Annotated in this window: 22 protein-coding genes and 1 pseudogene; 7 read left to right on the top strand and 16 right to left on the bottom strand. The window is 61.1% G+C overall.

Translation table 11 applies throughout. The features are described from left to right. Positions 1–17: 17 nt before the first annotated feature. From NWP14_RS25025 to NWP14_RS24970, 12 genes are all read right to left on the bottom strand, one after another. The gene (locus NWP14_RS25025) at positions 18–2,168 is read right to left on the bottom strand and encodes a carbon starvation CstA family protein (RefSeq protein WP_095104013.1); all 2,151 of its coding nucleotides are present in this window, start codon (positions 2,166–2,168) and stop codon (positions 18–20) included. A 263-nt stretch (positions 2,169–2,431) separates the two neighbouring features. Beyond that, entirely contained in the window at positions 2,432–2,944 is a 513-nt protein-coding gene (locus tag NWP14_RS25020; protein WP_331834498.1) for a 4-hydroxyphenylacetate 3-monooxygenase reductase subunit, read from the bottom strand. A gap of 19 nt (positions 2,945–2,963) precedes the next feature. Beyond that, entirely contained in the window at positions 2,964–4,526 is a 1,563-nt protein-coding gene (gene hpaB, locus NWP14_RS25015; protein WP_095104121.1) for a 4-hydroxyphenylacetate 3-monooxygenase, oxygenase component, read from the bottom strand. Positions 4,527–4,825: 299 nt separating this feature from the next. Beyond that, positions 4,826–5,716: a 4-hydroxyphenylacetate catabolism regulatory protein HpaA gene (gene hpaA, locus NWP14_RS25010; protein ID WP_095104009.1), complete on the bottom strand. Its 891-nt coding sequence runs from the start codon at positions 5,714–5,716 to the stop codon at positions 4,826–4,828. A 9-nt stretch (positions 5,717–5,725) separates the two neighbouring features. Further along, the gene (hpaX, locus tag NWP14_RS25005; protein ID WP_095104007.1) at positions 5,726–7,102 is read right to left on the bottom strand and encodes a 4-hydroxyphenylacetate permease; all 1,377 of its coding nucleotides are present in this window, start codon (positions 7,100–7,102) and stop codon (positions 5,726–5,728) included. 47 nt (positions 7,103–7,149) lie between these two features. After that, positions 7,150–7,938, bottom strand: coding sequence for a 4-hydroxy-2-oxoheptanedioate aldolase (gene hpaI, locus NWP14_RS25000; RefSeq protein WP_375216144.1), 789 nt, complete (start codon positions 7,936–7,938; stop codon positions 7,150–7,152). A gap of 13 nt (positions 7,939–7,951) precedes the next feature. Then, on the bottom strand, positions 7,952–8,755 hold the full coding sequence (gene hpaH / locus NWP14_RS24995; RefSeq protein ID WP_346430446.1) for a 2-oxo-hept-4-ene-1,7-dioate hydratase: 804 nt from the start codon (positions 8,753–8,755) through the stop codon (positions 7,952–7,954). A 92-nt stretch (positions 8,756–8,847) separates the two neighbouring features. After that, positions 8,848–9,228, bottom strand: coding sequence for a 5-carboxymethyl-2-hydroxymuconate Delta-isomerase (locus NWP14_RS24990; RefSeq protein ID WP_095104001.1), 381 nt, complete (start codon positions 9,226–9,228; stop codon positions 8,848–8,850). A 10-nt stretch (positions 9,229–9,238) separates the two neighbouring features. Further along, the gene (gene hpaD / locus NWP14_RS24985) at positions 9,239–10,096 is read right to left on the bottom strand and encodes a 3,4-dihydroxyphenylacetate 2,3-dioxygenase (RefSeq protein ID WP_095103999.1); all 858 of its coding nucleotides are present in this window, start codon (positions 10,094–10,096) and stop codon (positions 9,239–9,241) included. Between the two features lie 10 nt (positions 10,097–10,106). Continuing rightward, positions 10,107–11,573: a 5-carboxymethyl-2-hydroxymuconate semialdehyde dehydrogenase gene (hpaE, locus tag NWP14_RS24980; protein WP_095103997.1), complete on the bottom strand. Its 1,467-nt coding sequence runs from the start codon at positions 11,571–11,573 to the stop codon at positions 10,107–10,109. After that, complete coding sequence (locus NWP14_RS24975) at positions 11,570–12,334, bottom strand: fumarylacetoacetate hydrolase family protein (protein WP_331834500.1); 765 nt, start codon at positions 12,332–12,334, stop codon at positions 11,570–11,572. The genes hpaE and NWP14_RS24975 overlap by 4 nt, the downstream gene beginning before the upstream one ends. Further along, complete coding sequence (locus NWP14_RS24970; protein WP_331834501.1) at positions 12,331–12,963, bottom strand: fumarylacetoacetate hydrolase family protein; 633 nt, start codon at positions 12,961–12,963, stop codon at positions 12,331–12,333. The genes NWP14_RS24975 and NWP14_RS24970 overlap by 4 nt, the downstream gene beginning before the upstream one ends. A 288-nt stretch (positions 12,964–13,251) precedes the next feature. Between NWP14_RS24970 and hpaR the strand changes: the two genes are divergently transcribed. After that, a complete protein-coding gene (hpaR, locus tag NWP14_RS24965; protein ID WP_331834502.1) occupies positions 13,252–13,701 on the top strand; it encodes a homoprotocatechuate degradation operon regulator HpaR in 450 nt (149 codons plus the stop codon). Positions 13,702–13,780: 79 nt separating this feature from the next. Continuing rightward, positions 13,781–14,791 (top strand): Ldh family oxidoreductase, encoded by a 1,011-nt coding sequence (locus NWP14_RS24960; protein WP_346430445.1) that lies wholly within the window; start codon positions 13,781–13,783, stop codon positions 14,789–14,791. Between the two features lie 79 nt (positions 14,792–14,870). Here the strand turns inward: NWP14_RS24960 and NWP14_RS24955 are convergent, their stop codons facing one another. Further along, positions 14,871–16,091, bottom strand: a complete 1,221-nt coding sequence (locus tag NWP14_RS24955) for an amino acid deaminase (RefSeq protein WP_375216143.1) — start codon at positions 16,089–16,091, stop codon at positions 14,871–14,873. A 79-nt stretch (positions 16,092–16,170) separates the two neighbouring features. Further along, positions 16,171–16,324: pseudogene (locus NWP14_RS24950) on the bottom strand (hypothetical protein). Here NWP14_RS24950 and NWP14_RS24945 point away from each other — a divergent pair. The 5 genes from NWP14_RS24945 to NWP14_RS24925 all read left to right on the top strand — a co-directional run bounded on the left by NWP14_RS24945 (position 16,293) and on the right by NWP14_RS24925 (position 21,271). Continuing rightward, on the top strand, positions 16,293–17,753 hold the full coding sequence (locus tag NWP14_RS24945; protein ID WP_346430443.1) for a D-aminoacylase: 1,461 nt from the start codon (positions 16,293–16,295) through the stop codon (positions 17,751–17,753). The pseudogene NWP14_RS24950 and the gene NWP14_RS24945 sit on opposite strands and share 32 nt — an antisense overlap. Beyond that, on the top strand, positions 17,743–18,135 hold the full coding sequence (locus NWP14_RS24940; RefSeq protein WP_095103985.1) for a RidA family protein: 393 nt from the start codon (positions 17,743–17,745) through the stop codon (positions 18,133–18,135). Before NWP14_RS24945 ends, NWP14_RS24940 begins: the two co-directional genes overlap by 11 nt. Before the next feature lie 173 nt (positions 18,136–18,308). Then, entirely contained in the window at positions 18,309–19,796 is a 1,488-nt protein-coding gene (locus NWP14_RS24935; protein WP_375216142.1) for a sodium:solute symporter family protein, read from the top strand. 10 nt (positions 19,797–19,806) lie between these two features. Beyond that, on the top strand, positions 19,807–20,676 hold the full coding sequence (locus NWP14_RS24930; protein WP_346430441.1) for a 2-dehydro-3-deoxygalactonokinase: 870 nt from the start codon (positions 19,807–19,809) through the stop codon (positions 20,674–20,676). Then, positions 20,663–21,271, top strand: a complete 609-nt coding sequence (locus NWP14_RS24925; protein WP_095103979.1) for a 2-dehydro-3-deoxy-6-phosphogalactonate aldolase — start codon at positions 20,663–20,665, stop codon at positions 21,269–21,271. The genes NWP14_RS24930 and NWP14_RS24925 overlap by 14 nt, the downstream gene beginning before the upstream one ends. Here NWP14_RS24925 and NWP14_RS24920 read toward each other — a convergent pair. Continuing rightward, positions 21,260–22,123, bottom strand: coding sequence for a MurR/RpiR family transcriptional regulator (locus NWP14_RS24920; protein ID WP_045860118.1), 864 nt, complete (start codon positions 22,121–22,123; stop codon positions 21,260–21,262). The two genes, NWP14_RS24925 and NWP14_RS24920, sit on opposite strands and share 12 nt — an antisense overlap. 82 nt (positions 22,124–22,205) lie before the next feature. Further along, positions 22,206–22,739 (bottom strand): GNAT family N-acetyltransferase, encoded by a 534-nt coding sequence (locus NWP14_RS24915; protein ID WP_095103977.1) that lies wholly within the window; start codon positions 22,737–22,739, stop codon positions 22,206–22,208. Positions 22,740–22,766: the final 27 nt, after the last annotated feature.

Here is a 22,766-nt window from a genome sequence, read left to right as displayed (position 1 = left end):
GGCTGAACGGAGCTGGATTAGTGGTGCGAAGAGGTCTTCACGCCGCCTTCCGGCACCGGCACATACGGGGTCTCTTTGTCGGTACGTACCTTATTGTTACGCACGTTGAGCCACGTTTTGATGCCGTAGAAGATGATGCTGTAGACCACCACCAGGAACAGAATGCTTAAACCGGCGTTGGTGTAGTTGTTCACCACGATATGGTTCATGTTGGCAATCTGCTGCGCGCTAAGCTCACCGCCGGCGGCAATCTTCTCTTTGTACTGCTGGGCCATAAAGAAGAAGCCTTCCATCTGCGGGTTGGTGCTGAACAGTTTCAGACCCAGCGCCCAGGTGGTGCACAGCAGCAGCCATGCGGCCGGGATCACGGTGACCCAGATGTATTTGGTACGCTGCATTTTGACCAGCACCACGGTGCCAAGAACCAGCGCCACGGCGGCCAGCATCTGGTTAGAGATGCCGAACAGCGGCCACAGGCTCTTCACGCCGCCCAGCGGGTCGACCACGCCCTGATACAGCAGGTAGCCCCACAGGCCTACGCAGCCCGCGGTCCCCACGATACCGGCAACCAGCGAATCGGTTTTCTTCAGGAACGGCACAAAGTTGCCCAGCAGATCCTGGAGCATAAAGCGGCCTGCGCGGGTACCGGCATCGAGGGCGGTAAGGATAAACAGCGCCTCAAACAGAATACCGAAGTGGTACCAGAAGCCCATATCCGCCATCGGGATGATTTTGTGGAACACGTGCGCGATACCGACGGCCAGGGTCGGCGCGCCGCCCGCTCGGTTCAGCACCGACGGTTCACCGATGTCTTTCGCCGTTTGCAGGATCTGCTCAGGCGAAATTACGAAGCCCCAGGAGCTGACGGTAGCCGCCGCGTGTACGGTGACTTCTTTCAGCTGCGCGGCAATCATCGCGGCGTTTTCGCCGCCCATTTCATGCAGGTTCGGCATCACGATACCGAGGCCGGCCGGCGGGGTGTTCATCGCAAAATAGAGGCCCGGTTCGATGATAGACGCCGCTACCAGCGCCATGACCGCCACGAAGGACTCCATCAGCATTGCGCCATAGCCGATAAAGCGCGCGTCGGTTTCGTTAGCCAGCAGCTTCGGCGTGGTGCCGGAAGCGATCAGCGCATGGAAGCCGGACACCGCGCCGCAGGCGATGGTGATAAACAGGAACGGGAACAGGGCGCCTTTCCACAGCGGGCCGGTACCGTCGATGTACTGGGTGACCGCCGGCATTTTCAGATCCGGATTAAGGATAACGATGCCCAGCGCCAGGCCGACGATAACGCCGATTTTCAGGAACGTCGCCAGGTAGTCGCGCGGCGCCAGAATCAGCCATACCGGCAGCAGCGCGGAGATAAACGCGTAGCCGATCAGGGTGAAGGTGATGGTGGTGTCTTTAAAGGTCAGCGCCGGGCCCCAGTACGGGTCGTGGGCAATCACGCCGCCGAAGTAGATGGAAGCCACCAGCAGCACGATACCGATAACCGAAATTTCGCCCACGCGTCCCGGGCGCAGGAAGCGCATGTAGATCCCCATAAACAGCGCGATCGGTACGGTTGAACAGACGGTAAAGACGCCCCACGGGCTTTCCGCCAGCGCCTTCACGACGATCAGCGCCAGCACCGCAAGGATGATTATCATAATCAGGAAGCAGCCGAACAGGGCGATCGACCCAGGAATCGGGCCCATCTCTTCTTTGATCATTTCACCCAGCGATGAACCGTTACGGCGCGAGGAGATAAACAGCACCATAAAGTCCTGCACCGCCCCCGCCAGAACCACGCCTGCCAGCAGCCACAGCGTACCGGGCAGGTAGCCCATCTGCGCGGCCAGTACCGGGCCGACCAGCGGGCCCGCGCCGGCAATAGCGGCAAAGTGGTGGCCGAACAGCACGTAGCGGTTGGTCGGCACGTAGTTCAGGCCATCGTTGTTAATGACCGCCGGCGTCGCGCGGGTTGGGTCGAGCTTCATCACCTTTTGGGCGATGTACAGGCTGTAGTAGCGGTAGGCCACCAGATAGACCGATACCGATGCGACGACAATCCACAGGGCGCTGACGTGCTCCCCGCGACGCAGGGCGACGACCGAGAGGCAAAATGCCCCGATGATTCCAAGAATCACCCAGGGTATGTGCTTGAATAGTTTTTTAGTATCCATAGTAAAACCTGGCGTTATGAGTTGAATAATTGGCCGAAGCCGTCTGAACGTAATTTTGAGGAGGTATTGAGTCACTATGCTGGGGACGATCTTGCCAGAACTTTGCGCGCGTAAAGTTGGGTAAATCAACGAGTGGTTGTATGGCGGGTTAAGCGGTCACGTGCCGGGCTAAGCGGTTGGGCAGGAAATGAACAGTGGGGTAATATGTGATTGAGATCACAAGAATTTCTCCCCCCTGGCGGCAGGGAGGAGAATGAGCCTGGCTAGACCGCGGCTTCCATCTCCATCATCACCGGATGGAAGCGACGTTTAAAGTAAATCAGCCCGTGGCCTTCCTGGCTGAGGGTGATGTTCTTGATCTCGACCAGATAGACTAGGTGGCTGCCGATGGTCTGCACCTGGCTGATATCGCCTTCGAGGCTGGCCAGCGAATCCTTCAGCACCGGCTGCCCCAGCACGCCTTTTTGCCAGCACGAGAGGCTGAAGCGCTCCTCCATCGTCACCCCGGTCATTCCGGCGAAGTGGCGCGCCATCACCTCCTGCTCATGGTTCAGGACGTTAATGCACAGCCTGCCGTTGCCCTGGAATACCGGGTTCATCGCGCTGTTGGCGTTGATACACACCATCACCGACGGCGGCGTATCGGTTACCGAGCACACCGCGGTGGCGGTGATGCCGCAGCGGCCGGCATCGCCTTCGGTGGTGATAACGTTCACCGCAGCCGACAGGCTGGACATGGCATCGCGAAAGCGCAGGCGTTGTTCATCTAATTGCATTGTGACCTCCCGCTGTGAATTACTTCAGCAGCTTATCCAACATATTGATATCAGAGTTATTGTGCAGATGCGGCACCGTCCAGCCGTGCTGGTCGTACTCAGAAAGGCAGCGATCGACCATCGCCATCATTTTGTCCATGTTGCCGGAGCTCTGCGCCTGGCGCAGACACTGCAGGCGGATTTCATCCTGGCTACCGGAGTAGTTGATTTCATACAGCTCGTGACGGCCGCCGAATTCGCTGCCGATCGCGTCCCACATCAGCTTGAGGATCTTGATGCGTTCGACGTGATCCATCCCGTTCGATCCGCGCACGTATTTCGCCAGATACTGGTCGATCTGCGGATTATTGAGATCGCGCGCGCTGGACGGCAGGTAGATCAGGCCGCTGGTGACGTTACGCTCGATGATGTTTTTGATTTTGGCGTAGGCCATCGGCGCCATCACGCGGTAGGTTTGCAGCGCAGCGTGATCCGGCAGGTACGCGCCGTTAACCCACGGCGTCGCCTCGGAGCACATCGAATCGCTCAGCGCCCAGAACATATTGCGCCAGGCCACCACCTCGCCGAGATCCGCCTGCACGCCGCGGAACTCCAGGGTGCCGGTACACTCCAGCGAGCGCTTGAGCAGGGCGGTGATAAAGTCGAGCTTAACCGCCAGACGCACGCAGGCCTGCAGCGGGTACATGCGGGCGAAGCCGCCTTCCATCGTCCAGCGGCGACAGCGATCGAAATCGCGATAGATCAGCACGTTTTCCCACGGGATCAGCACCTTATCCATCACCAGGATCGCGTCGTTCTCGTCGAAGCGGCTGGAGAGCGGGTAGTCATACGGCGATCCGGTCACTCCGGCGACCATTTCATAGGAGGCGCGGGAGATAAGCTTTACCCCTTCGGCATCCATCGGGGCCACGAACATCAGCGCGAAGTCCGGGTTTTCTCCCATCACCTGCGCGGAGCCGAAGCCAATCATGTTGTAGTGGGTCAGCGCCGAGTTGGTGGCGACGACTTTCGCCCCGCTGACGATGATCCCGGCGTCGGTCTCTTTTTCCAGCTTGATGTAGACGTCTTTCACCTCATCGGCCGGCTTATGGCGGTCGATCGGCGGGTTGACGATGGCGTGGTTAAAGTACAGGCCGGTTTCCTGAATGCGGGTGTACCAGCTGCGGGCGTTCTGTTCGAACTGGCCGTAAAACGCCGGATTGGCGCCCAGCGCGCAGCCGAAGGCGGCTTTGTAGTCCGGGGTGCGGCCCATCCAGCCGTAGCTCAGGCGCGACCACTCGGCGATGGCGTCGCGCTGCTGGCGCAGATCGTCGGCGCTTTTCGCCACGCGGAAGAATTTATGCGTATAGCCGCCGCTGCCGGTATCGGTGTTCCAGCACAGGGCGTCCTGCAGCGCCGGTTTGTGCAGCGCATCGTACAGCTGGCCGACGGAGGCGGCGGCGTTGCGGAACGCCGGGTGGGTGGTGACGTCTTTGACGCGCTCGCCGTAGATATAAATTTCGCGGCCGTCCTGCAGGCTCTTCAGGTACTCTTCCCCGGTTAACGGGCGTTTAGCGTCTGCGCGGAAATCTTCAGGTTTCATCGGGACCTCTTCAGTATTAATTGGCATATCCCGTCATGCTTCGGGCGGCGTCCATCCGGCTGCGGCTCGAATTATTTAGGGTACAAAGGTTAAATTTATGTTTTCTTTTTGTTGTTTAATTGAAGCGGTTCAGGCGGGTTCCGTGAAGAGACTTTTAGGTCAACGGCGGGTACTTTTCAGGCAGGATGGCGTTCTGTGATCCGGGTCGGTTTTTCGTTTTTTGCCGCCGCGCGCCGGGCATCACGGCAGCGGATTTCCCCGGCCGCGCCTGGCGCCCGCGCGCCGCTGCCGGGAAAAACTCAGGATACCGGTACTTTTTGCGTTCTGAAGGCGCTGGGCGAGCAGCCGACCAGGCGATGAAAAAAACGGGCAAAATAGGCCGGGTCCTTAAACCCCAGCTGCCAGGCGATTTCATTGACCGCGCTATCGGAAAACAGCAGCAGCCGCTTGGCCTCGCGCAGCTGCCGGTCGAAAATCAGGCGCTTCGGCGGCCGGTTGGCAAAGCGCCGGCAGATGTCGGTCAGCCTTGATTCGGTAATGTGCAGCTCATTGGCGTAATCCGGCACCGTCCAGTGCTGGTGGTAGTGGCCGTCGATAGTCTGGTTAAAGCGCTGGAACAGCTTGAGCTCGCCGCGGATGCCGCTGGCGGCGTGGTCGTCGAGCCTGGCGTTGCGCAACAGCAGGGTGAACACCGCCTGCGCCAGCAGCATCAGCGTATGCTCGCGCCCCGCCAGCTGCGAGGTCGATTCGCGCTCAATCAGCCGCCAGTAGTGGGCCAGCGCCGCGAGCTCGTCCGGCTTATCGGCCAGCGACAGGCACATCCCCGGCAGGCCAAAGGCCTCCCGGGTGCCGGGATAGAGCGCCTCCAGCAGCGGCCAGATCAGATCCTCCCGCACGGTCAGCACGTGGCCATCGCTCTCGGAGCCGGTGATAAACGCGTGCGGCACCGACGGCGGCGTCAGGACGAACAGCGGCGCCTGCACCGAGTAGCGGTGATCGTCGAGCTGCAGCTCAATCTGCCCGGTATCGAGAAAGTGCATCTGAAAATACTGGTCGTGGCGATGGGCCTGCATGTCGCGGCCAAAAAAGGCCGCCATGCGGGCAAACGACTGGTAGTGCACGTCTTCCGTGCCCAGGCTTTCATCGTACTCTTTATTGATATCGATATTGGCGATCGAACGCTGGGGCATAGCCGCTCCTTAAGGCGTGGCGCGCGGGCGCGAGGCTTTCATCGGAATAGCCCAGATAATCACGGCGCCAATCACCAGCAGGCTGGCGACAAACCACAGGCCGCTGTTAAAGCTGCCGGTCAGATCCTTCAGCCAGCCGATCATAAACGGGCTTAGCGCCGATCCAATATTGCCGGTGGCGTTGATCACGGCGATACCGATCGCCCTGGCGCGCAGGCTGATCGACTGATCCGGCGTGGTCCAGAAAATGGCCATTGCGCTGAACGATCCGGTGGAGGCCATGACGATCCCCAGCATCTGGATCAGGCTGTGATCGGTCGCCGAGGCCAGCAGCCAGCCGGCGGCGGCAAACAGATACGGCAGGGCGGTATGGTGCCTGCGCTCCTGGCATTTATCCGAGTGTCGGCTCCAGTAAATCATCCCCAGGATGGTGCAGATCTGCGGGATCGCCGCCAGCAGGCCGATGGTGATATTGCTGCTTCCCTCGTTAAAGCTTTTAAGGATCTGCGGCGTCCAGATGCTGATCGCGCTGAGCGTATTGGTCAGGCAAAAATAGGCCAGGGTGTACATCAGCACGATCGGCGTGAAGACTTCGCGCCACAGGCTGCGCTGCTGCATCGCGCGGTGGCTGACGGCGCCTTCCGGCTGTACCAGCGTCAGCCGGTCGTTATCCATCATCTCCTGCAGACACTTTTTGTCCTCTGCGGTCAGCCATTTGGCTTTTGCCGGGGAGTCATCCAGCCAGTACCACACCATGATGCCCAGCAGCACCGACGGGAACCCTTCGAGCAAAAACAGCCACTGCCAGCCGTGCAGGTTGAAGAGGCCGTCCAGCGACAGAATATAGCCGGAAACAATCGAACCGATGGCGGTGGTCACCGGCATGGCAATCATAAACAGGGCGTTGGCGCGGGCGCGGAAAAATGCCGGAAACCAGTAGGTTAAATAGAGCAGAATGCCGGGCAGAAAGCCGGCCTCGGTGATCCCGACCAGCATACGCAGCACGTACAGGCTTTTGGGGCCGGTGGCGAACATCGTGGCGGTGGAGGCGATCCCCCACAGCACCATGATGGTGGCTATCCAGCGGCGGGCGCCGACGATGCTGAGCATGATATTGCTCGGAATACCGAAGATAACGTAGGTGGCGTAAAACAGCGTGGTGGCAAGGCCGAACATAGTGGCGTTCAGCCCCAGATCCTGTCCCATCGTTAGTCCGGCAAAGCCGATATTGATGCGGTCGAGAAATGAAAAGATAAACAGCACGAACAAAAATACGATCAGGCGGCGAAACAGCTTATTGATAACCGACTGCTGCTGCGCCGTCAGCTGCTTGTGCTGATTGGCGGGATCGCGCGTCTCCGGAATGGCTGATGATGTGTCGCTCATGGTCTTTCCTCTAATGGGAATTTTTGTAGGGTTGCGATGTGGCGTTCTTAATAGACGCCGGGCTGGGCTGTCGTTCCGCCGGCGCCAAAGCGCCCGGCTAAGGCTTCGGCGGCGCGGGCGAGCAGGGTAGTGTCGACGCCGACGGCGACAAACAGCGCGCCGAGCTCAAGGTAGCGTTTTGCCAGCTGCTCATTGGCCATCAGAATGCCCGGCGCTTTGCCCGCCCGCCGGATTTGCACGATGGCGCTTTCGATCGCCGCCTGCACTTCCGAATGCTGCGGATTGCCGCCGAAGCCCATATCGGCGCTGAGATCCGCCGGGCCGATAAACACGCCGTCCACCCCCTCAACCTCGAGGATCTGCGGCAGGTTTTTCAGCGCCTCGCGGGTCTCAATCTGCACCAGCACGCACATGGCATCGTTGGCCTGGTGGAGATAATCCGGGATGCGGTTCCAGCGCGAAGCGCGGGCCAGGGCGCTGCCGACGCCGCGAATGCCGGCCGGCGGATAGCGCGTGGCTTTCACCGCCAGCCGCGCTTCGTCGGCGTTCTGCACCATCGGCACCAGCAGGGTTTGCGCCCCGACGTCCAGCAGCTGTTTAATCTGCACCGGGTCGTTCCACGAAGGGCGCACGACCGGCTGGCTGGCGTAAGGCGCTACCGCCTGCAGCTGGGTCAGCACCGTCTGCACGCTGTTCGGCGCGTGTTCACCGTCAATCAGCAGCCAGTCGAATCCGGCGCCGGCCAGCAGCTCGGCGCTGTAGCTGCTGCAGAGTCCCAGCCACAGGCCGATTTGCGGGCGCCCGGCCTGCAGCGCATCTTTAAAGGCATTATTCATCTTCTTCTTTCCCCTAGACAAAGCGGCAGCTAATCGCGCCCATGTTGCCGTAATCGACGTGGAAGGTATCGCCTTTGCGCGCCGCGACCGGACGGGTAAACGAGCCGCCGAGGATAATTTGCCCGGCCTCCAGCTGCACATCGTGCGCCGCCAGCTTGTTCGCCAGCCAGGCAACGCCGTTGGCCGGGTGATTCAGCACGCCGGCGGCGACGCCGGTCTCTTCGATGACCCCGTTGCGGTATAGCAGGGCGGAGATCCAGCGCAGATCCAGCTCATCAGGCTTAACCGGCCGGCCGCCGAGGATCACCCCGGCGTTGGCGGCGTTATCGGAGATGGTGTCGAACACCTTACGCGGACGCTGGGTTTCAGGATCGACGTTGTGGCAGCGGGCGTCGATCAGCTCCAGCGCCGGGCTCACGTAGTCGGTGGCGTTATAGACGTCGAACAGCGTACAGTTCGGGCCGCGCAGCGGTTTGGCCAGCACGAAGGCCAGCTCGACCTCGATGCGCGGAACGATAAAGCGGTCGGTGGGAATATCGCCGCCGTCGTGAAAAAACATATCGTCGAGCAGCGCGCCGTAGTCCGGTTCGCTAATCTGCGAGCTGGCCTGCATCGCCTTCGAGGTCAGGCCAATCTTATGGCCCTTCAGCACCCGGCCCTCGGCAATTTTCAGCTCGACCCACTCGCGCTGGACGGCGTAGGCGTCCTCGATGGTGATCGAGGGATAATCGAGAGAGATGGCGCGGATCTGTTCACGCTGCTTTTCGGCCTGGTTCAGCCGCCGGGCGATCAGGGTGCGGGTCTGTTTATCGAGCATAGGGATTCCTGTGACATTGCCTGCAATTGGTACCATCGGGTTGCCCGGACGAGAGCGCCGAGGTCGGGGAGCCCGCGTCCGGATAACGTCAATTATTTAAACAGCGCGTGGACGTTGTTCTGTTTGTAATTCAGGGTCGGGTGCAGCTCCGCAATCTCGAACGACAGCGCCAGGTAGCGGCTCTCCATCAGCGCGGCGAAATGCGCTTTGATCAGGGCAAAGAGCATCTCTCCCGTTTGCTGGCGGCTTTCCAGACTGCGCCCGCTGCCGATTTTCAGCGTCATATGCACGAAGGCGTAATCGTGCCTGCCGTCGGCCATCTGCCAGGTATCCAGCCAGATGGCGCGGCTGCGGATGCCGCCGATCGGGAAAATACCGGTGGCGGCCAGCGCCTGATTGACCTCGGCGAACAGGCCGGGCAGATCGGCCTGTTCGCGGATGTTGTTCGTGCACTCGGCGATAAAATGTGGCATCGCAGACCCCTTACGCCTGAGCCGGCAGCGGGAAGACGGCGTTGACCTGGCCGGTACCGGAGCTGGCGAACAGGTCGGTGATAAACTCGACCTTGCCGTCGTATTTATCCCAGCCGAGCACGCCGAGCAGCATCACCGTATCGTGCATATTGCCTTCGCCGTAGCAGTAGTCGGCATACTCCGGCAGCATGGTGCAGAACTCTTTGAATTTGCCTTCGCGCCACAGTTTTACCACCCGCTCATCCATCTGGTGGTCAAACTCGCGGGTGTAGCTGTTCATCCCCTCTTCGGCGCGCTGGTCGTCGATAAAGCGGTGCGACAGCGAGCCGCTGGCGAAGACCGCTACGGTACCGTCATATTTTTCAATGGCCTTGACGATAGCTTCCCCCAGCCTGCGGCTGTCGGCGAAGTCGTGAACGGTGCAAAAAGCGGAGATCGAGACCACTTTGAAATGCTTATCGCTGTTCATATAGCGCATCGGCACCAGGGTGCCGTACTCCAGCTTGAGGCTCGGGATGTTGTGCGCCTTGGCGCGGACGCCCAGCTTGACCGCTTCGTCGGCAATCAGCTGGCCCAGCTCCGGGTTACCGTCGTAGTCGTAGGTCATGTCGCGAATAAAGTGCGGCAGCTCGTTGCTGGTATAGATCCCCTTAAAATGCTCGGCGCAGTTAATGTGGTAGGCGCTGTTCACCAGCCAGTGGGTATCAAAGACGATAATCGTATCGACGCCCATCTCCCGGCACCGTTTACCGATCTCCTTATGACCGTCGATCGCCGACTGGCGGCAGCCGTGGTTTTTCCCCGGCAGCTCGGAGAGATACATGGACGGTACGTGAGTAATCTTGGCGGCTAACGCTAATTTGCCCATCTTGTGCTCCTTATAAACCCCATTTCGGGATCGGATGGTCACCCATGGAAATACAGACGTTTTTCATTTCGGCGAACACTTCGAAGCTGTACTCGCCGCCTTCGCGGCCGGTGCCGGAGGCTTTCACGCCGCCGAACGGCTGGCGCAGGTCGCGGACGTTCTGGGTATTGACGAAGACCATGCCGGCTTCAATACCGCGCGCGAGGCGCAGGACCTTGCTGATGTCCTGGGTCCAGATATAGGAGGCGAGGCCGTATTCGATATCGTTGGCGAGGCGCAGACCTTCGGCTTCGTCTTTAAACGGCAGCAGACAGGCGACCGGGCCAAAGATTTCTTCCTGGGCAACCCGCATGCGGTTATCGACGTCCGCCAGCACCGTCGGGCGCAGGAAGTTGCCGCCGCGAAGATGCGCCGGCAGGTCGGTGGGTTTATCCGGGCCGCCGGCCAGCAGCGTGGCGCCTTCCTCGATGCCGAGGCGGATATAGCCGGAGACTTTTTCCCAGTGCTGCTGGCTTATCAGCGCCCCGACCTGGGTGTTGGGATCGGTCGGGTCACCGACGCGCAGGCGGCTGGCGCGTTCAGCGAAGCGCTTGACGAACTCCGGGTAAATGCTCTGCTGAATGAAGATGCGCGAGCCGGCGGTGCAGCGTTCGCCGTTGATTGAGAAGATGGTGAACAGGGCGGCATCCAGCGCGCGCTCGATATCGGCATCTTCAAAAATCAGCACCGGCGATTTGCCCCCCAGCTCCATCGAGTACTTTTTCAGTCCGGCGTTTTTCATGATGTTACGTCCGGTGGCGGTGCCGCCGGTAAACGACACCGCGCGCACGTCATGATGGCGCACCAGCGCGTCACCGGCGTTCGCGCCGTAGCCCTGTACTACGTTCAGCACGCCCGGCGGAATACCGGCTTCCAGCGCCAGCTCGCCGAGACGGTCGGCGGTGAGCGGCGACAGCTCGGACATTTTCAGCACCGCGGTGTTGCCCAGCGCCAGGCACGGCGCCACCTTCCAGGTCGCGGTCATAAACGGCACGTTCCACGGCGACACCAGCGCGCAGACGCCGACCGGCTGCACGAGGGTGTAGTTGAGCATCTTGTCGTCAACCGGATAGGTTTTGCCGTTCATCTGCTGGCACACTTCGGCGAAGAATTCGAAGTTGTGCGAAGCGCGCGGGATCAGCACGTTTTTGGTCTGGTGGATCGGCAGGCCGGTATCGGCGGTCTCCATCGCCGCGATCTGCGGAACGTTCTGGTCTATCAGATCGCCCAGACGGCGCATCAGGCGCGCGCGCTCCTTCATCGGCAGGTTGGCCCATTTCGGGAACGCCGCTTTGGCTGCCGCTACCGCCTGATTCACTTCGGCTTCGCCGCCGGAGGCGACTTCCGCCAGCACTTCGCCGGTGGCCGGGTTGGTGGTGTGGAAATACTCCGCGCTTGCCACGCTTTCGCCGTTGATCCAGTGGTTAATTTTTTTCATGACAGCTTCTCCTCATACGCTTGCTGGCTGATGATGCGGTTGACCAGGCGGCCCACGCCTTCGACTTCGACGATCACTTCGTCACCCGGCACCACGTCAGACAGCCCCTTCGGCGTGCCGGTGGCGATCATGTCGCCCGGTTGCAGGGTCATAAAGTCGCTCAGCCAGGCAATCAGGTACGGGATGCTGAAGATCAGATCGGCGGTGGTGCCCTGCTGGCGCAGTTCGCCGTTGACCCAGGTGCTCAGGGTCAGGTTGTGCGGGTCCGGGACCGTCTCTTTGCTCACGATCCACGGCCCGATGGGGGTCAGGGTGTCGCGGCTTTTTACCCGCAGATTCGGCCGGTAGTAGTTTTCCAGATAGTCGCGAATGGCGTAGTCATTGCAGACGGTATAGCCGGCGACGTAGTCCAGGGCGTCGGCCTCGCTGACCTTGCGCGCGGTTTTGCCAATCACCACCACCAGTTCGGCTTCGTAATGCATATATTCGACGTTATCCGGACGCACCGACTCCTGGCGGTGGCCGATAAAGGTGTTCGGCGCTTTGATAAACACCAGCGGCTCTTCCGGCGGCTTGAATTCCAGCTCGCTGGCGTGGTCGGCGTAGTTCAGCCCCAGCGCGAACAGGGTGCCCTCGGCGGGCGGCAGCCAGCGGAATTCGCCCTCCTGCAGCCGCGTGCCGTCGTCGAGGATCGCCTGCTCACGATCGTCGACCTGCGCGTTGCGTACCTGACCCTGCCACTCGATACGTGCCTGTTTCATGCCGGCTCTCCTTCTGCGACTACCGGGTTTTCCAGCGCCGGGAAACCCTCGGCGAGAATGCGTACGCGATCGCCGGGGCGCAGCGTTACGCGGGCGTGCGGAGTGCCGATCAGAATGGCATCGCCGGGGTTGAGGGTGGCGAACTCGCTCAGGGCGCTTAGCAGCTCGGCGGCGCTGCGCTGCAGGTCGGCGGTGTTCCAGCTATCCGCTTCGCGACCGTTGATTTCGGTGATGATGGTCAGATTATCGACGTTCTGTACCGGGACGAGGTCGCCCAGCGGGCAGAAACCGTCGCGGCATTTCGCCTTAATCGCCGGGCGGTAAAAGCTCTCTTCCGGCAGACTGACGTCGTTGGCCAGCGCGTAGCCGGCGATGCAGGAGGCGGCCTCTTCGACGGAGACGCCGCGTGCGGTTTTACCGACGATCAGCGCCACGGTGGCGCCGCTCTGCACGGTTTCCCCCTGCGGGTAAGGGATCGCGTCGCCGCTGCCGATAACGGTATTGCGCGGTTTGATAAACCAGACCGCAGTTTGCGGCGGCGTTTTGTACGGGGCCTGTTGGAACGCTTCCCGCCAGGCGTCGAGCTGGCTGCCGTGGTTAAGCGCAACGGCGAAGATGGTACCTTTCATTCACCACTCCTCTGGTACTGATTTCTGAAGCTTAATGGATTTCATTAATATGTTAATGATTACCTTTTATTCCTTGCGGAAGGGTTTGGCAAACAGAAGTGAATGTTTTGTGATCGGATTAACAATAAATTTACATGAATGAAACTTAATTGTTTATAATCATATTGTTAGTTATTTTTCATGAAAAGACTGGTACTTTTCAGCAGCAGAAACCGGTTGCGTCATCGGCAAATAAACGCTAATTATTAACTTGTTAATAGATTCTGAAATACGATGTAGAGGTATGTGATGCATGATTCGTTAACCATTGCGCTGTTGCAGGCGCGGGAAGCGGCGATGGGCCACTTTCGGCCGATCGTCAAACGCCATAATCTCACCGAGCAGCAGTGGCGTATTGTGCGCATCCTTGCCGAAAACCCGTCGATGGATTTCCACGACCTGGCCTTCCGCGCCTGCATTTTGCGCCCGAGCCTGACCGGTATTTTGACCCGCATGGAACGTGACGGCCTGGTGCTGCGTCTGAAGCCGGTCAGCGATCAGCGCAAGCTGTACGTTTCGCTGACGGCGGAAGGAACAAAGCTGTATCAAAGCGCCCAGGCTCAGGTTGAAGAGGCCTATCGCCTGATCGAAGAAGAGTTTACCAGCGAAAAAATGCAGCAGCTGACCGCGCTGCTGGAGGAGTTTATCGCGCTCGGCAACCGTAACGGCGCCGCGCGCGACGATCGGCAAGAGGAGTAAATCAGCGCGCGCAGCTGCCTTCCTCAGGCTAACTTTAATGGCGATGAAGAAGAGTAGAAGAAGAGCAAAGGAGAAGATTATGGAGACGGTAACGCTGACGTTGCCCGAGGCTGAAGCGCTTTCCCGCCAGGTGCTCAGCGATAATGGTTTCAGCGAGAGCCATGCGGCGGCCGTGGCGCGTAACGTGACCGCCGGGGAGCGCGACGGCTGCGCTTCCCACGGCCTGTGGCGGCTGCTGGGGATAGTCGATACCCTGCGCAAAGGGAAGGTCTCGCCCGACGCCGAGCCGCAGATTGACGACCGGGCGCCGGCGGTTGTGCGGGTGGATGCTAACGGCGCCTTTTCGCTGCTGGCGCTTGAGCGAGCGCTGCCGCTCTTGTGCGCCAAGGCGCGCCACAGCGGTATTGCCGCGCTGGCGATTAACCGCTGCGTGCATTTCTCGGCCCTGTTTGCCGACGTTGAGCCGCTCACCGAGGCGGGGCTGGTGGGGCTGGCCTGCACGCCGGGCCACGCGTGGGTCGCGCCGGCGGGCGGCAGCCGTCCGCTCTTTGGCACCAACCCTATCGCCTTTGGCTGGCCGCGCGGCGACAGGCCGCCGTTTATTTTTGATATGGCAACCAGCGTGGCGGCGCGCGGCGAGATCCAGCTGCATCAGCGTGCCGGGAAGGCCTTGCCGGAAGGCTGGGGAATCGACGCCGAAGGAGAGCCCACCACCGACGCCGCCGCCGTTCTCGACGGAGCGATGCTGACCTTTGGCGGCCATAAGGGTTCGGCGCTGGCGGCGATGGTGGAGCTGCTCGCCGGGCCGCTGATTGGCGATATGACCAGTGCGGAGTCGCTGGCGTGGGATAAGGGCGCGGGCGGGCTACCGTACGGCGGCGAGCTGATTCTGGCGCTCGATCCGCAGCGTTTTCTCGGGCCGCAGGCGGACGAACACCTGGCGCGGGCGGAGACGCTGTTTGATGCCATGCGCTCGCAGGGGGCCCGTCTTCCCGGAGAGCGGCGCTTCGATTGTCGTCAGGTCAGCGAACGCCAGGGCGTGACGATCGGGCGTTCGCTGTATGAGGAGATTGTCGCCCTGCGGCGTTAGGCGATTTCTCCGGCGATCCGGCGCTTAGCGAGGCCGGACGCGGAGCCCGGAGACGGCGCGGGCCGTCATGCGGGATGAATCAGAACAGCGTATCCAGCTCTTCCAGCAGGTTGTACTCGTCGTCGACCAGCAGCAGCGTTTTCCATTTGTCGAAGGTCAGACACGGGTGCGAGGTGCCAAAGACCAGGATATCGCCGACCTGCACATCGCTGCCGGGCGCCAGGCGCAGCATGCAGTGCTGATCCATGATCCCGACGCTGACGATCTCCTCCGCGCGCAGCGGCAGCGGCTCTCCGCCGCGATAGTGGGCGATGGGCTGCGGCAGGCCGGCATCGAAAGCGCAGTCGCGCTTGCCGAAGTTGACCACCGCGCGATCCGCCTCCGGAACCGACTGCACCATCGCCATCAGCTCGAGGGCCGAGGTCAGATCGCCGGCCAGATCGCAGGCGATCGGATCCCGGGCGATCAGCTCCTGCTGGGCAACATCGTAGATCCCCATATCGTGCGTGATGTAGCAGCCGGGGCGGATCGCTATTCGGCAGCGCGCCGGCTTTTTGGCCGCCAGCCAGACGTTACACACCACGTCATACCACACGGTGCCGGCGCCGGTCAGGATAAACTCGCCGTCGACCAGCGGCTCCATTCGGCAGGCGAGGTCCGCGGCCTGGCGCAGCAGCGCTTCAACCTGCGGCTGCGGATCGTCGCCGTGCAGCACTCCTTCATACAGCTCCAGCCCGCGCAGCGTCAGGCCCGGTAGCTCGGCCGCGGTCTGTGCCAGCGCCAGCGCATCCTCCAGGCTGCGACAGCCGCAGCGCCCGCCGGGCACCCCAAGCTCAATCAGCACGTCCAGCGTTTGCCGGCGTTCGGCAAAAAAAGCCGACAGCGCGCGGGCGTTAGCGAGGCTATCTATGCAGCAGATGAAATCTACGCTGCGGTAGTGGGTTTTCAGCTGAGAAACGGCCTGCATGTTGGCCTTGCCCACCAGCTGATTGACCATCAATACGCGCTGGACGCCGCTGGCCATCGCCGCAGCCGCCTGCCAGGCGCTGCCGACCCCGATTCCCCAGGCGCCGGCCCGCTGCTGGGCCTGAAAAATCCACGGCGTCATCGTCGTTTTGCCGTGCGGCGCCAGCGAGACGCCGCGGGCGTCAGCGTAGCGCTGCATCCAGGCGATATTGTTTTCCAGCGCGCTTTTTTTCAGCAGCGCGGCGGGAAGGCAGACCTCTTCCGCCAGCAGGTTCGCCGGCGATGTCATCGGCGCTGATTTATGCGGGACAAGCGTTGCGTGGTGGTATTTCATAACACTATCCTTTCAGGTTTTACTTTCGGATTTTAAATGGGTATCAGTTATAACTATTTGATAAATATTATTTTAATACTTAAATATTATTCATTGTGAATAAAAGTATCACAAAACGATCTGGGTTTTGCGTAGTTTTCCACTGTTTTTCCGCCTTGTAAATGGTTAACTTGTCGGCATAGTCGAAAGGGAGTAATTGCTATGAAGGTTGACTGGCTTTTTAAGAACGTCACGGTTATTGACGGCAGCGGCGGGCCGCAGTATCGCGCCGACGTGGCGGTGAAGGGCGATCGCATTGTGGCTATCGCTCCGGCGCTGCAGGTGACGGCAGAGCGCGAAATTGAAGGCCAGGGGCGCGTGCTGGCGCCCGGCTTTATCGATGTGCATACCCATGACGATATCAACGTCATCCGGATGCCGGAATATTTACCCAAGCTCAGTCAGGGCGTGACGACGGTGATCGTCGGTAACTGCGGGATCAGCGCGGCAATGGCGACCATGCGCGGCGCGGTGCCCGATCCGATGAACCTGCTGGGCGAGCAGGAGCAGTTTATCTATCCCACCGTGCAGGCCTATGCCCACGCGGTGGAAGCGGCCCGGCCGTCGCTCAACGTCGGCACGCTGATTGGCCATACTGCGCTGCGTAATAACCATATGGACGATCTGTTCCGCCCGGCGACGGAGACGGAGATTGCCGGAATGCGCGTCCAGCTGCGCGATGCGCTACGCCAGGGGGCGCTGGGCCTGAGCACCGGCCTGGCCTACGCCAGCGCGTTCCACTCCACCACCGAAGAGGTGATGGCGCTGGCGGAAGAGCTGGCGGCGGAGCAGGGGATCTACACCACCCATCTGCGGTCTGAATTTGAGCCTATCCTTGAGGCTCTCGACGAAGCGTTTCGTATCGGTCGTCACGGCAACGTGCCGGTGGTGGTTTCTCATCATAAATGCGCCGGGGCAAAGAACTGGGGGCGCACGCGCGAGACGCTGGCCTTCTTCGATGAGATGCGCCAGCGCCAGGAAATCGCCTGCGACTGCTATCCCTATTCCGCCAGCTCCTCCACGCTGGATATGAAGCAGGTGACCGATGAATTCGACATCGTGATCACCTGGTCCGAGTCCCGGCCGGAGCAGGCGGGAAAAACGCTCCGGCAGATCGCCGACGAGTGGCAGGTGAGCCTGCACGACGCCGCGGCGCAGCTGATGCCGGCCGGCGCTATCTACTACAACATGGATGAGCAGGACGTGCGGCGGGTGATGCGCTATCCGGTCACCATGATCGGCTCCGATGGCCTGCCGAACGATCCGATGCCGCATCCGCGGCTGTGGGGCGCTTTCCCACGGGTGCTGGGGCACTACAGCCGCGACGAGCAGCTTTTTCCGCTGACCACCGCTATTCACAAAATGACCGGGCTGTCGGCGGCGCGCTTCCAGCTATCGGAACGTGGGCTGGTTAAAATCGGTTACTTTGCCGATCTGGTACTGTTTGACCCACAGACGGTGCGCGACGTTGCCAGCTTCTCCGACCCGAAGCGGCCGGCGGACGGCATTGAGGCGGTGATGGTGAACGGCGTCATGAGCTACGGCAGCGATAAAAAAATTACCGGGCGCGCGGGGCGTTTCCTGCGCCGCCGGATGGACGAAGGAGTTGAGTATGAGCATTAAACGTTACGGCGTGGAAGGTGGAACCGGCACCGGCGGGCAGCATCTGCCGTTTGCCCGCGCGGTGGAAGCGGGCGGCTGGCTGTATGTTTCCGGCCAGACGCCGATGAAAAACGGCGAAGTGGTGGAGGGGGGCATTGTCGATCAGTCGCGGCTGGCGATTCAGAACTGCGTCGATATCATGAATGAAGCAGGCTATACCCTTGCCGACGTGGTGCACGTGAAGGTGATCCTCACCGACTCGCGCTATTTCCAGTCTTTCAACAAAGTGTTCCGCGAGTTCTTTGGCGATAATCCGCCGGCGCGGATCTGCTGCGTGGCCGATCTGGTGGTGGACTGCAAAGTTGAAGTGGATGTGACCTGTTATAACGCTGCCCGCGTCTAAATAATAGCTCCCCGCCGCTGGCCGGGGAGCGACCCATAACAATGTGAGAGTAGCGTCAGGCCGAATAAGTCGGCCGGCGCGACCAGGATTGCTGTGCCTTTTTTCGGCATCGTTACTATTAACTCATAATATTCAGCGGTACGAATATTATTTATTACGCCTGGATGTGAGCAATGAATAATATGTCATTCCTGATTTGGTTTTCCGTTTATGCCTGCGCGATGATCGCTTTAGGCTGGTACGTTTCACGCAAGCAAAAGAACGGCGATGATTTCCTGCTGGGCGGGCGCTCCCTGCCGATGTTCCTGACGCTAGGGTCGACGGTCGGCACCATGGTTGGCACCGGCTCCAGCGTAGGCGCCGTGGGCTTTGGCTACAGCAACGGCTGGGCGGGGATGCTGTACGGCCTCGGCGGCGCGGTCGGTATTTTACTGGTGGCGTGGCTCTTCGCCCCGGTGCGTAAATTTCGCTTTATGACCATGAGCGAAGAGATGTCGTATTATACCGGCGGCAGTAAAATTATTAAAAACCTGGTAGCGATCCTTATTTTTATTGCCTCGATCGGCTGGCTCGGCGCCCATATATTAGGCGGCGGGCTATATCTGGCGTGGGCCAGCGGAATTGATATCAACGTCGCCAAAATTATTATTGCGCTGGCTTTTGTGGTTTACGTCGGCATCGGCGGCTACTCCGCGGTGGTCTGGATCGACACCATTCAATCGATTGTCCTGTTCGTCGGCTTTATTTTAATGGCGATCCTCGCGGTCCATCACGTCGGCGGCTGGAGCCATATTCAGCAGGCGGTTGACCCGGCGGCCCAGAGTCTGTTTGCCGTCGATAAGCTCGGCGTGCTTCCCGCGCTCTCTCTGGCGGTGGTGATTGGCGTGGGGGTTCTGGCAACGCCGTCCTACCGCCAGCGTATTTACTCGGCAAAAACCGTCTCCTCCGTGCGCCAGTCGTTCACCATCACCGGCCTGCTCTATCTCGGCTTTTCGTTCCTGCCGGCGATTATCGGCATGGCGGTGTGGACGATGAACGCCAATCTCGAAAACAGCGGCTTTGCCTTCCTGTTTGCCACCCAGGTCCTGCCGCCGGTGCTGGCGATGGCGATTCTGATCGCCGGGATGTCGGCCAACATGTCCTCCGGCAGCTCCGACGCCATCGCCGCCGTCTCGATTATGCTGCGCGACCTTTACACCCTGGTGACCGGCCATATGCCCGCGCCGGAGAGGGCGATTCGCCTGTCGCGGATGTTCCTCGTGCTGGTTATCGCCCTGGCGCTGATATTTGCCCTGACCTCCAACGACATCATTAGCTACATCACCAAAATGATCTCGATGATTATGTCCGGGATGTTTATCTGCACCATGCTCGGCCGCTTCTGGACGCGCTTTAACTGGCAGGGGGCGGTGGCCGCTCTGGCCGGCGGCGCCGGCGCATCGGTCGCCGTGCTGATGGACAGCGACTGGCTGGCGTTCTGGGGCAATCCGTGTATCCCGTCGGTGCTCACCAGCCTGGCGGCCTCGGTGATCGTCACGCTGCTGACGCCGGCGAGCAGCATGAGCCGTGAAGAGGCGCTGGAGATGATTACCCGCGAGCGGGAAAGCACCCCGGCGGCACCGCCGCTGGCCATCGGTAAACGCAATACGTCGCAGGGCTAAGGAGACGCAGATGCAGGACTATATTGCCGTCGACTGGGGCTCCACGCAGCTGCGCGGCTGGCTGATACGCGACGGGGAGTGCGTTGAAACGAAACAGCTGCCGTTGGGGATTTCCCGGCTTAACGGGCAGGCGCCGGCGGATATATTCCGCCAGCATCTGGCGCCCTGGCGCGGCGATCGGGCGCTGCCGGTGGTGATGGCCGGGATGATCGGCAGCGACGCCGGCTGGTACCCGGTGCCGTATCTGGCCTGCCCCGCCGCCATCGACGCGCCGGGCCGCCAGCTGTTCAGCGTCGCTGAAAACGTGTGGATTGTGCCCGGTCTCAAGGTCGAACAGGCCGGGGACTACGGCGTGATGCGCGGTGAAGAGACCCAGCTGCTGGGCGCCGGGCAAATCGCCCCCGCCGATTGCTACATCATGCCGGGCACCCACAGTAAGTGGGTGCGGGTAGAGCGCGGAGTCGTACGCCATTTCTCCACCGCCATGACCGGCGAGCTGCATCACCTGCTGCTTAGCCAGTCGCTGATTGGCAGGCATCTTCCTGAACAGCGACCGGACGACGCCGCTTTTGAGCTGGGCCTGGAAAAAGGCATGACGTCGCCGTTGGCAGCCGAGCTGTTCGGCGCCCGCGCAGCACGGCTGCTGGGGGCGCTGGCGCCGGCTTCGGTCAGCGACTATCTCTCCGGGCTGCTGATTGGCGCGGAGGCTGCGGCCTTTTGCGATCGCTATCGTACCGCCGCCGTCACCCTGGTGGGGGACCCGGCGCTGACTGCCCGCTACCGACGCGCGATGTCGGCGCAAGGTCGGGTGGTGCAGAGCTGTGGCGGCGATGAGGCATTTTTGAGCGGTATGGCGAGGATAATAGATGAACGCAGTTAAGCTGATCGCGATTTTGCGCGGTATTGGCCCCGCAGAGGCGGCGGAACACGTTGAGACGCTGATTGGCGCCGGTTTTCGCTATATTGAAATCCCGCTAAATTCACCGGACTGGCGGCACAGTATTCCGCAGATGGTCAGCCGCTTTGCCGATCGGGCGGTGATTGGCGCAGGGACGGTACTTAACGTCGAACAGGTGGATTTTCTTGCCGCGTCGGGGGCGAAGCTGGTGGTGACGCCCAATACCCAGCCGGCGGTGATCCGCCGGGCGGTGGCGCAGGGGATGCTGGTCTGCGCCGGATGCGCCACCGCGACGGAGGCGTTTAACGCCCTGGAGGCCGGCGCGCAGTGGCTGAAAATCTTTCCCTCCTCCGCTTTTGGCCCGGACTACATTCGGGCTCTGAAGGCGGTGCTGCCCCCGGAGGTGCCGGTGCTGGCGGTGGGGGGCGTCACGCCGGATAACCTCGCCGTCTGGGTGCGGGCCGGATGCGCCGGCGCGGGGCTGGGGAGCGATCTGTACCGCGCCGGGCAGACGCCGACGCGCACCCGCGAACAGGCGGAGCGCTTTATTGCCGCCGGCCGGGAGCTAGTCGCCTAGCGGCTGGCGGTCGACGCCGCCGCGGTGGCTGTCGAGCGCCAGCTTGATGCGCCGCAGGCGGTCTTTCGCCTGCGGCTTGTTGGCCATCGCCAGTTCGGTGGCCAGCACATCGACCATCGCCAGCATGGCGTAACGCGAGGTGCTGGGTTTGAAAATATAGTCGTTTTCGCGCACCAGCAGTGGCAGCAGCAGATCCGCCTGCTCCGCCAGCGGCGTACCCGCCGGAGCGATGGCAATTACCTTCGCCCCGTACTGCCTGGCGATAGCCGCGCTTTCAATGATCTCTTTGGTATATCCCCCCAGCGACAGCACGATGACCACGTCCTTCGGCGTTACGGCCGAGCTCATCATGCGCACCAGCAGGCCGTCGTTCTGGCTGACGACCGGCAGGCCGAGGCGGAACAGGCGATACTGAATCTCCTGCGCGCAGATGGTCGAGCCGCCGCCCATGCCGAGCGCCAGTATTTGCCGGGCATCGCTAAGCCAGGAGACGGCGCGCTTCAGCGCGTTAATATCCAGCGCCCGGCGGTTGGTCTCCAGGACGCCAATAATTGACTCGTAGATCCCCTGTACGCCCTCCAGATCCGGGACATCCAGAATAAAGCGCTGCCCGACGGCCAGCGACTGCGCGAGCTTCATTTTCAGTTCGCGGACGTCTTTGCACCCCAGCGCCCGCGCAAAGCGGGTGACGGAGGCCTGGCTGGTGCTGGTCAGGCGGGCAATTTCGGCGATCGGCAGCTCGGCCGCTGCGGCGACATCGTCGAGAATAAACTGGGCTATCCGCTTTTCGGTAACGGTCAGCTCGAGGAAGCGATCGGTGATGCAGGAGATGATATCAATCGAGTAGGCCATACGGGTATCAGTCGCTAAATGTGTAATGATACTTTGTACCATATTCAGGGCAGAAAAAGCAGCGCCGAAGCGGCGATGTGGGCTACAGCGCGAGGCGCATGGCGCAGCGGGTCTCCGGCAGCAGGCCGTGGCTTGTTTCCCGCTCCCTTTTAGCCGCCAGCCCGGATGGCAGGCGCTGTTCATCGAGCATGCAGAATCCCAGGCGGGTGTAGAACGGGGCGTTCCACGGAACTTCGCGGAAGGTGGTGAGGGTCAGCGCCGGATAGCCCATGCTGCGGGCGGTGTCGGTAACCTGCGCCAGCATCATCCGGCCAATTCCGCGCCCTTGCCACTCCTGACGGACGGCGATTTCCACGATAAACAGCGCATCATCGAGCGGTTCGCTCAGCAGGAAGCCAACGGGCTCTCCGCCGCCGATGGCCAGCAGGCTGTGGTCCGTTTCGAGATACTGATAATGCTCCCGGGCGCTGATGACGGCGCTATCTGCCAGCCAGGCGAGAGCGGGGATCTGACGAAAAGCCTGCGCTGCCGAGCGCTCAACGGCGGGCAGACGAGGGATATCGCTCTCCTCGGTCAGGCGCAATGTCACTTCGGCAGTTATAGTGTTATTTTTCATCGCTTCAGCATAGCACCTTTGGGAGAA

It is taken from the genome of Klebsiella sp. C349492, from assembly GCF_042055345.1.
Taxonomy (GTDB): domain Bacteria; phylum Pseudomonadota; class Gammaproteobacteria; order Enterobacterales; family Enterobacteriaceae; genus Klebsiella; species Klebsiella scottii.
The sequence above is the reverse complement of the archived record's forward strand: the minus strand, read 5'-3'. Positions and strand labels throughout refer to the sequence as shown.

Coding starts and splice junctions, on each gene's coding strand:
- NWP14_RS25025 (WP_095104013.1), bottom strand. CDS start 2,168: ATGGATACTAAAAAACTATTCAAGCACATACCCTGGGTGATTCTTGGA.
- NWP14_RS25020 (WP_331834498.1), bottom strand. CDS start 2,944: ATGCAATTAGATGAACAACGCCTGCGCTTTCGCGATGCCATGTCCAGC.
- hpaB (WP_095104121.1), bottom strand. CDS start 4,526: ATGAAACCTGAAGATTTCCGCGCAGACGCTAAACGCCCGTTAACCGGG.
- hpaA (WP_095104009.1), bottom strand. CDS start 5,716: ATGCCCCAGCGTTCGATCGCCAATATCGATATCAATAAAGAGTACGAT.
- hpaX (WP_095104007.1), bottom strand. CDS start 7,102: ATGAGCGACACATCATCAGCCATTCCGGAGACGCGCGATCCCGCCAAT.
- hpaI (WP_375216144.1), bottom strand. CDS start 7,938: ATGAATAATGCCTTTAAAGATGCGCTGCAGGCCGGGCGCCCGCAAATC.
- hpaH (WP_346430446.1), bottom strand. CDS start 8,755: ATGCTCGATAAACAGACCCGCACCCTGATCGCCCGGCGGCTGAACCAG.
- NWP14_RS24990 (WP_095104001.1), bottom strand. CDS start 9,228: ATGCCACATTTTATCGCCGAGTGCACGAACAACATCCGCGAACAGGCC.
- hpaD (WP_095103999.1), bottom strand. CDS start 10,096: ATGGGCAAATTAGCGTTAGCCGCCAAGATTACTCACGTACCGTCCATG.
- hpaE (WP_095103997.1), bottom strand. CDS start 11,573: ATGAAAAAAATTAACCACTGGATCAACGGCGAAAGCGTGGCAAGCGCG.
- NWP14_RS24975 (WP_331834500.1), bottom strand. CDS start 12,334: ATGAAACAGGCACGTATCGAGTGGCAGGGTCAGGTACGCAACGCGCAG.
- NWP14_RS24970 (WP_331834501.1), bottom strand. CDS start 12,963: ATGAAAGGTACCATCTTCGCCGTTGCGCTTAACCACGGCAGCCAGCTC.
- hpaR (WP_331834502.1), top strand. CDS start 13,252: ATGCATGATTCGTTAACCATTGCGCTGTTGCAGGCGCGGGAAGCGGCG.
- NWP14_RS24960 (WP_346430445.1), top strand. CDS start 13,781: ATGGAGACGGTAACGCTGACGTTGCCCGAGGCTGAAGCGCTTTCCCGC.
- NWP14_RS24955 (WP_375216143.1), bottom strand. CDS start 16,091: ATGAAATACCACCACGCAACGCTTGTCCCGCATAAATCAGCGCCGATG.
- NWP14_RS24945 (WP_346430443.1), top strand. CDS start 16,293: ATGAAGGTTGACTGGCTTTTTAAGAACGTCACGGTTATTGACGGCAGC.
- NWP14_RS24940 (WP_095103985.1), top strand. CDS start 17,743: ATGAGCATTAAACGTTACGGCGTGGAAGGTGGAACCGGCACCGGCGGG.
- NWP14_RS24935 (WP_375216142.1), top strand. CDS start 18,309: ATGAATAATATGTCATTCCTGATTTGGTTTTCCGTTTATGCCTGCGCG.
- NWP14_RS24930 (WP_346430441.1), top strand. CDS start 19,807: ATGCAGGACTATATTGCCGTCGACTGGGGCTCCACGCAGCTGCGCGGC.
- NWP14_RS24925 (WP_095103979.1), top strand. CDS start 20,663: ATGAACGCAGTTAAGCTGATCGCGATTTTGCGCGGTATTGGCCCCGCA.
- NWP14_RS24920 (WP_045860118.1), bottom strand. CDS start 22,123: ATGGCCTACTCGATTGATATCATCTCCTGCATCACCGATCGCTTCCTC.
- NWP14_RS24915 (WP_095103977.1), bottom strand. CDS start 22,739: ATGAAAAATAACACTATAACTGCCGAAGTGACATTGCGCCTGACCGAG.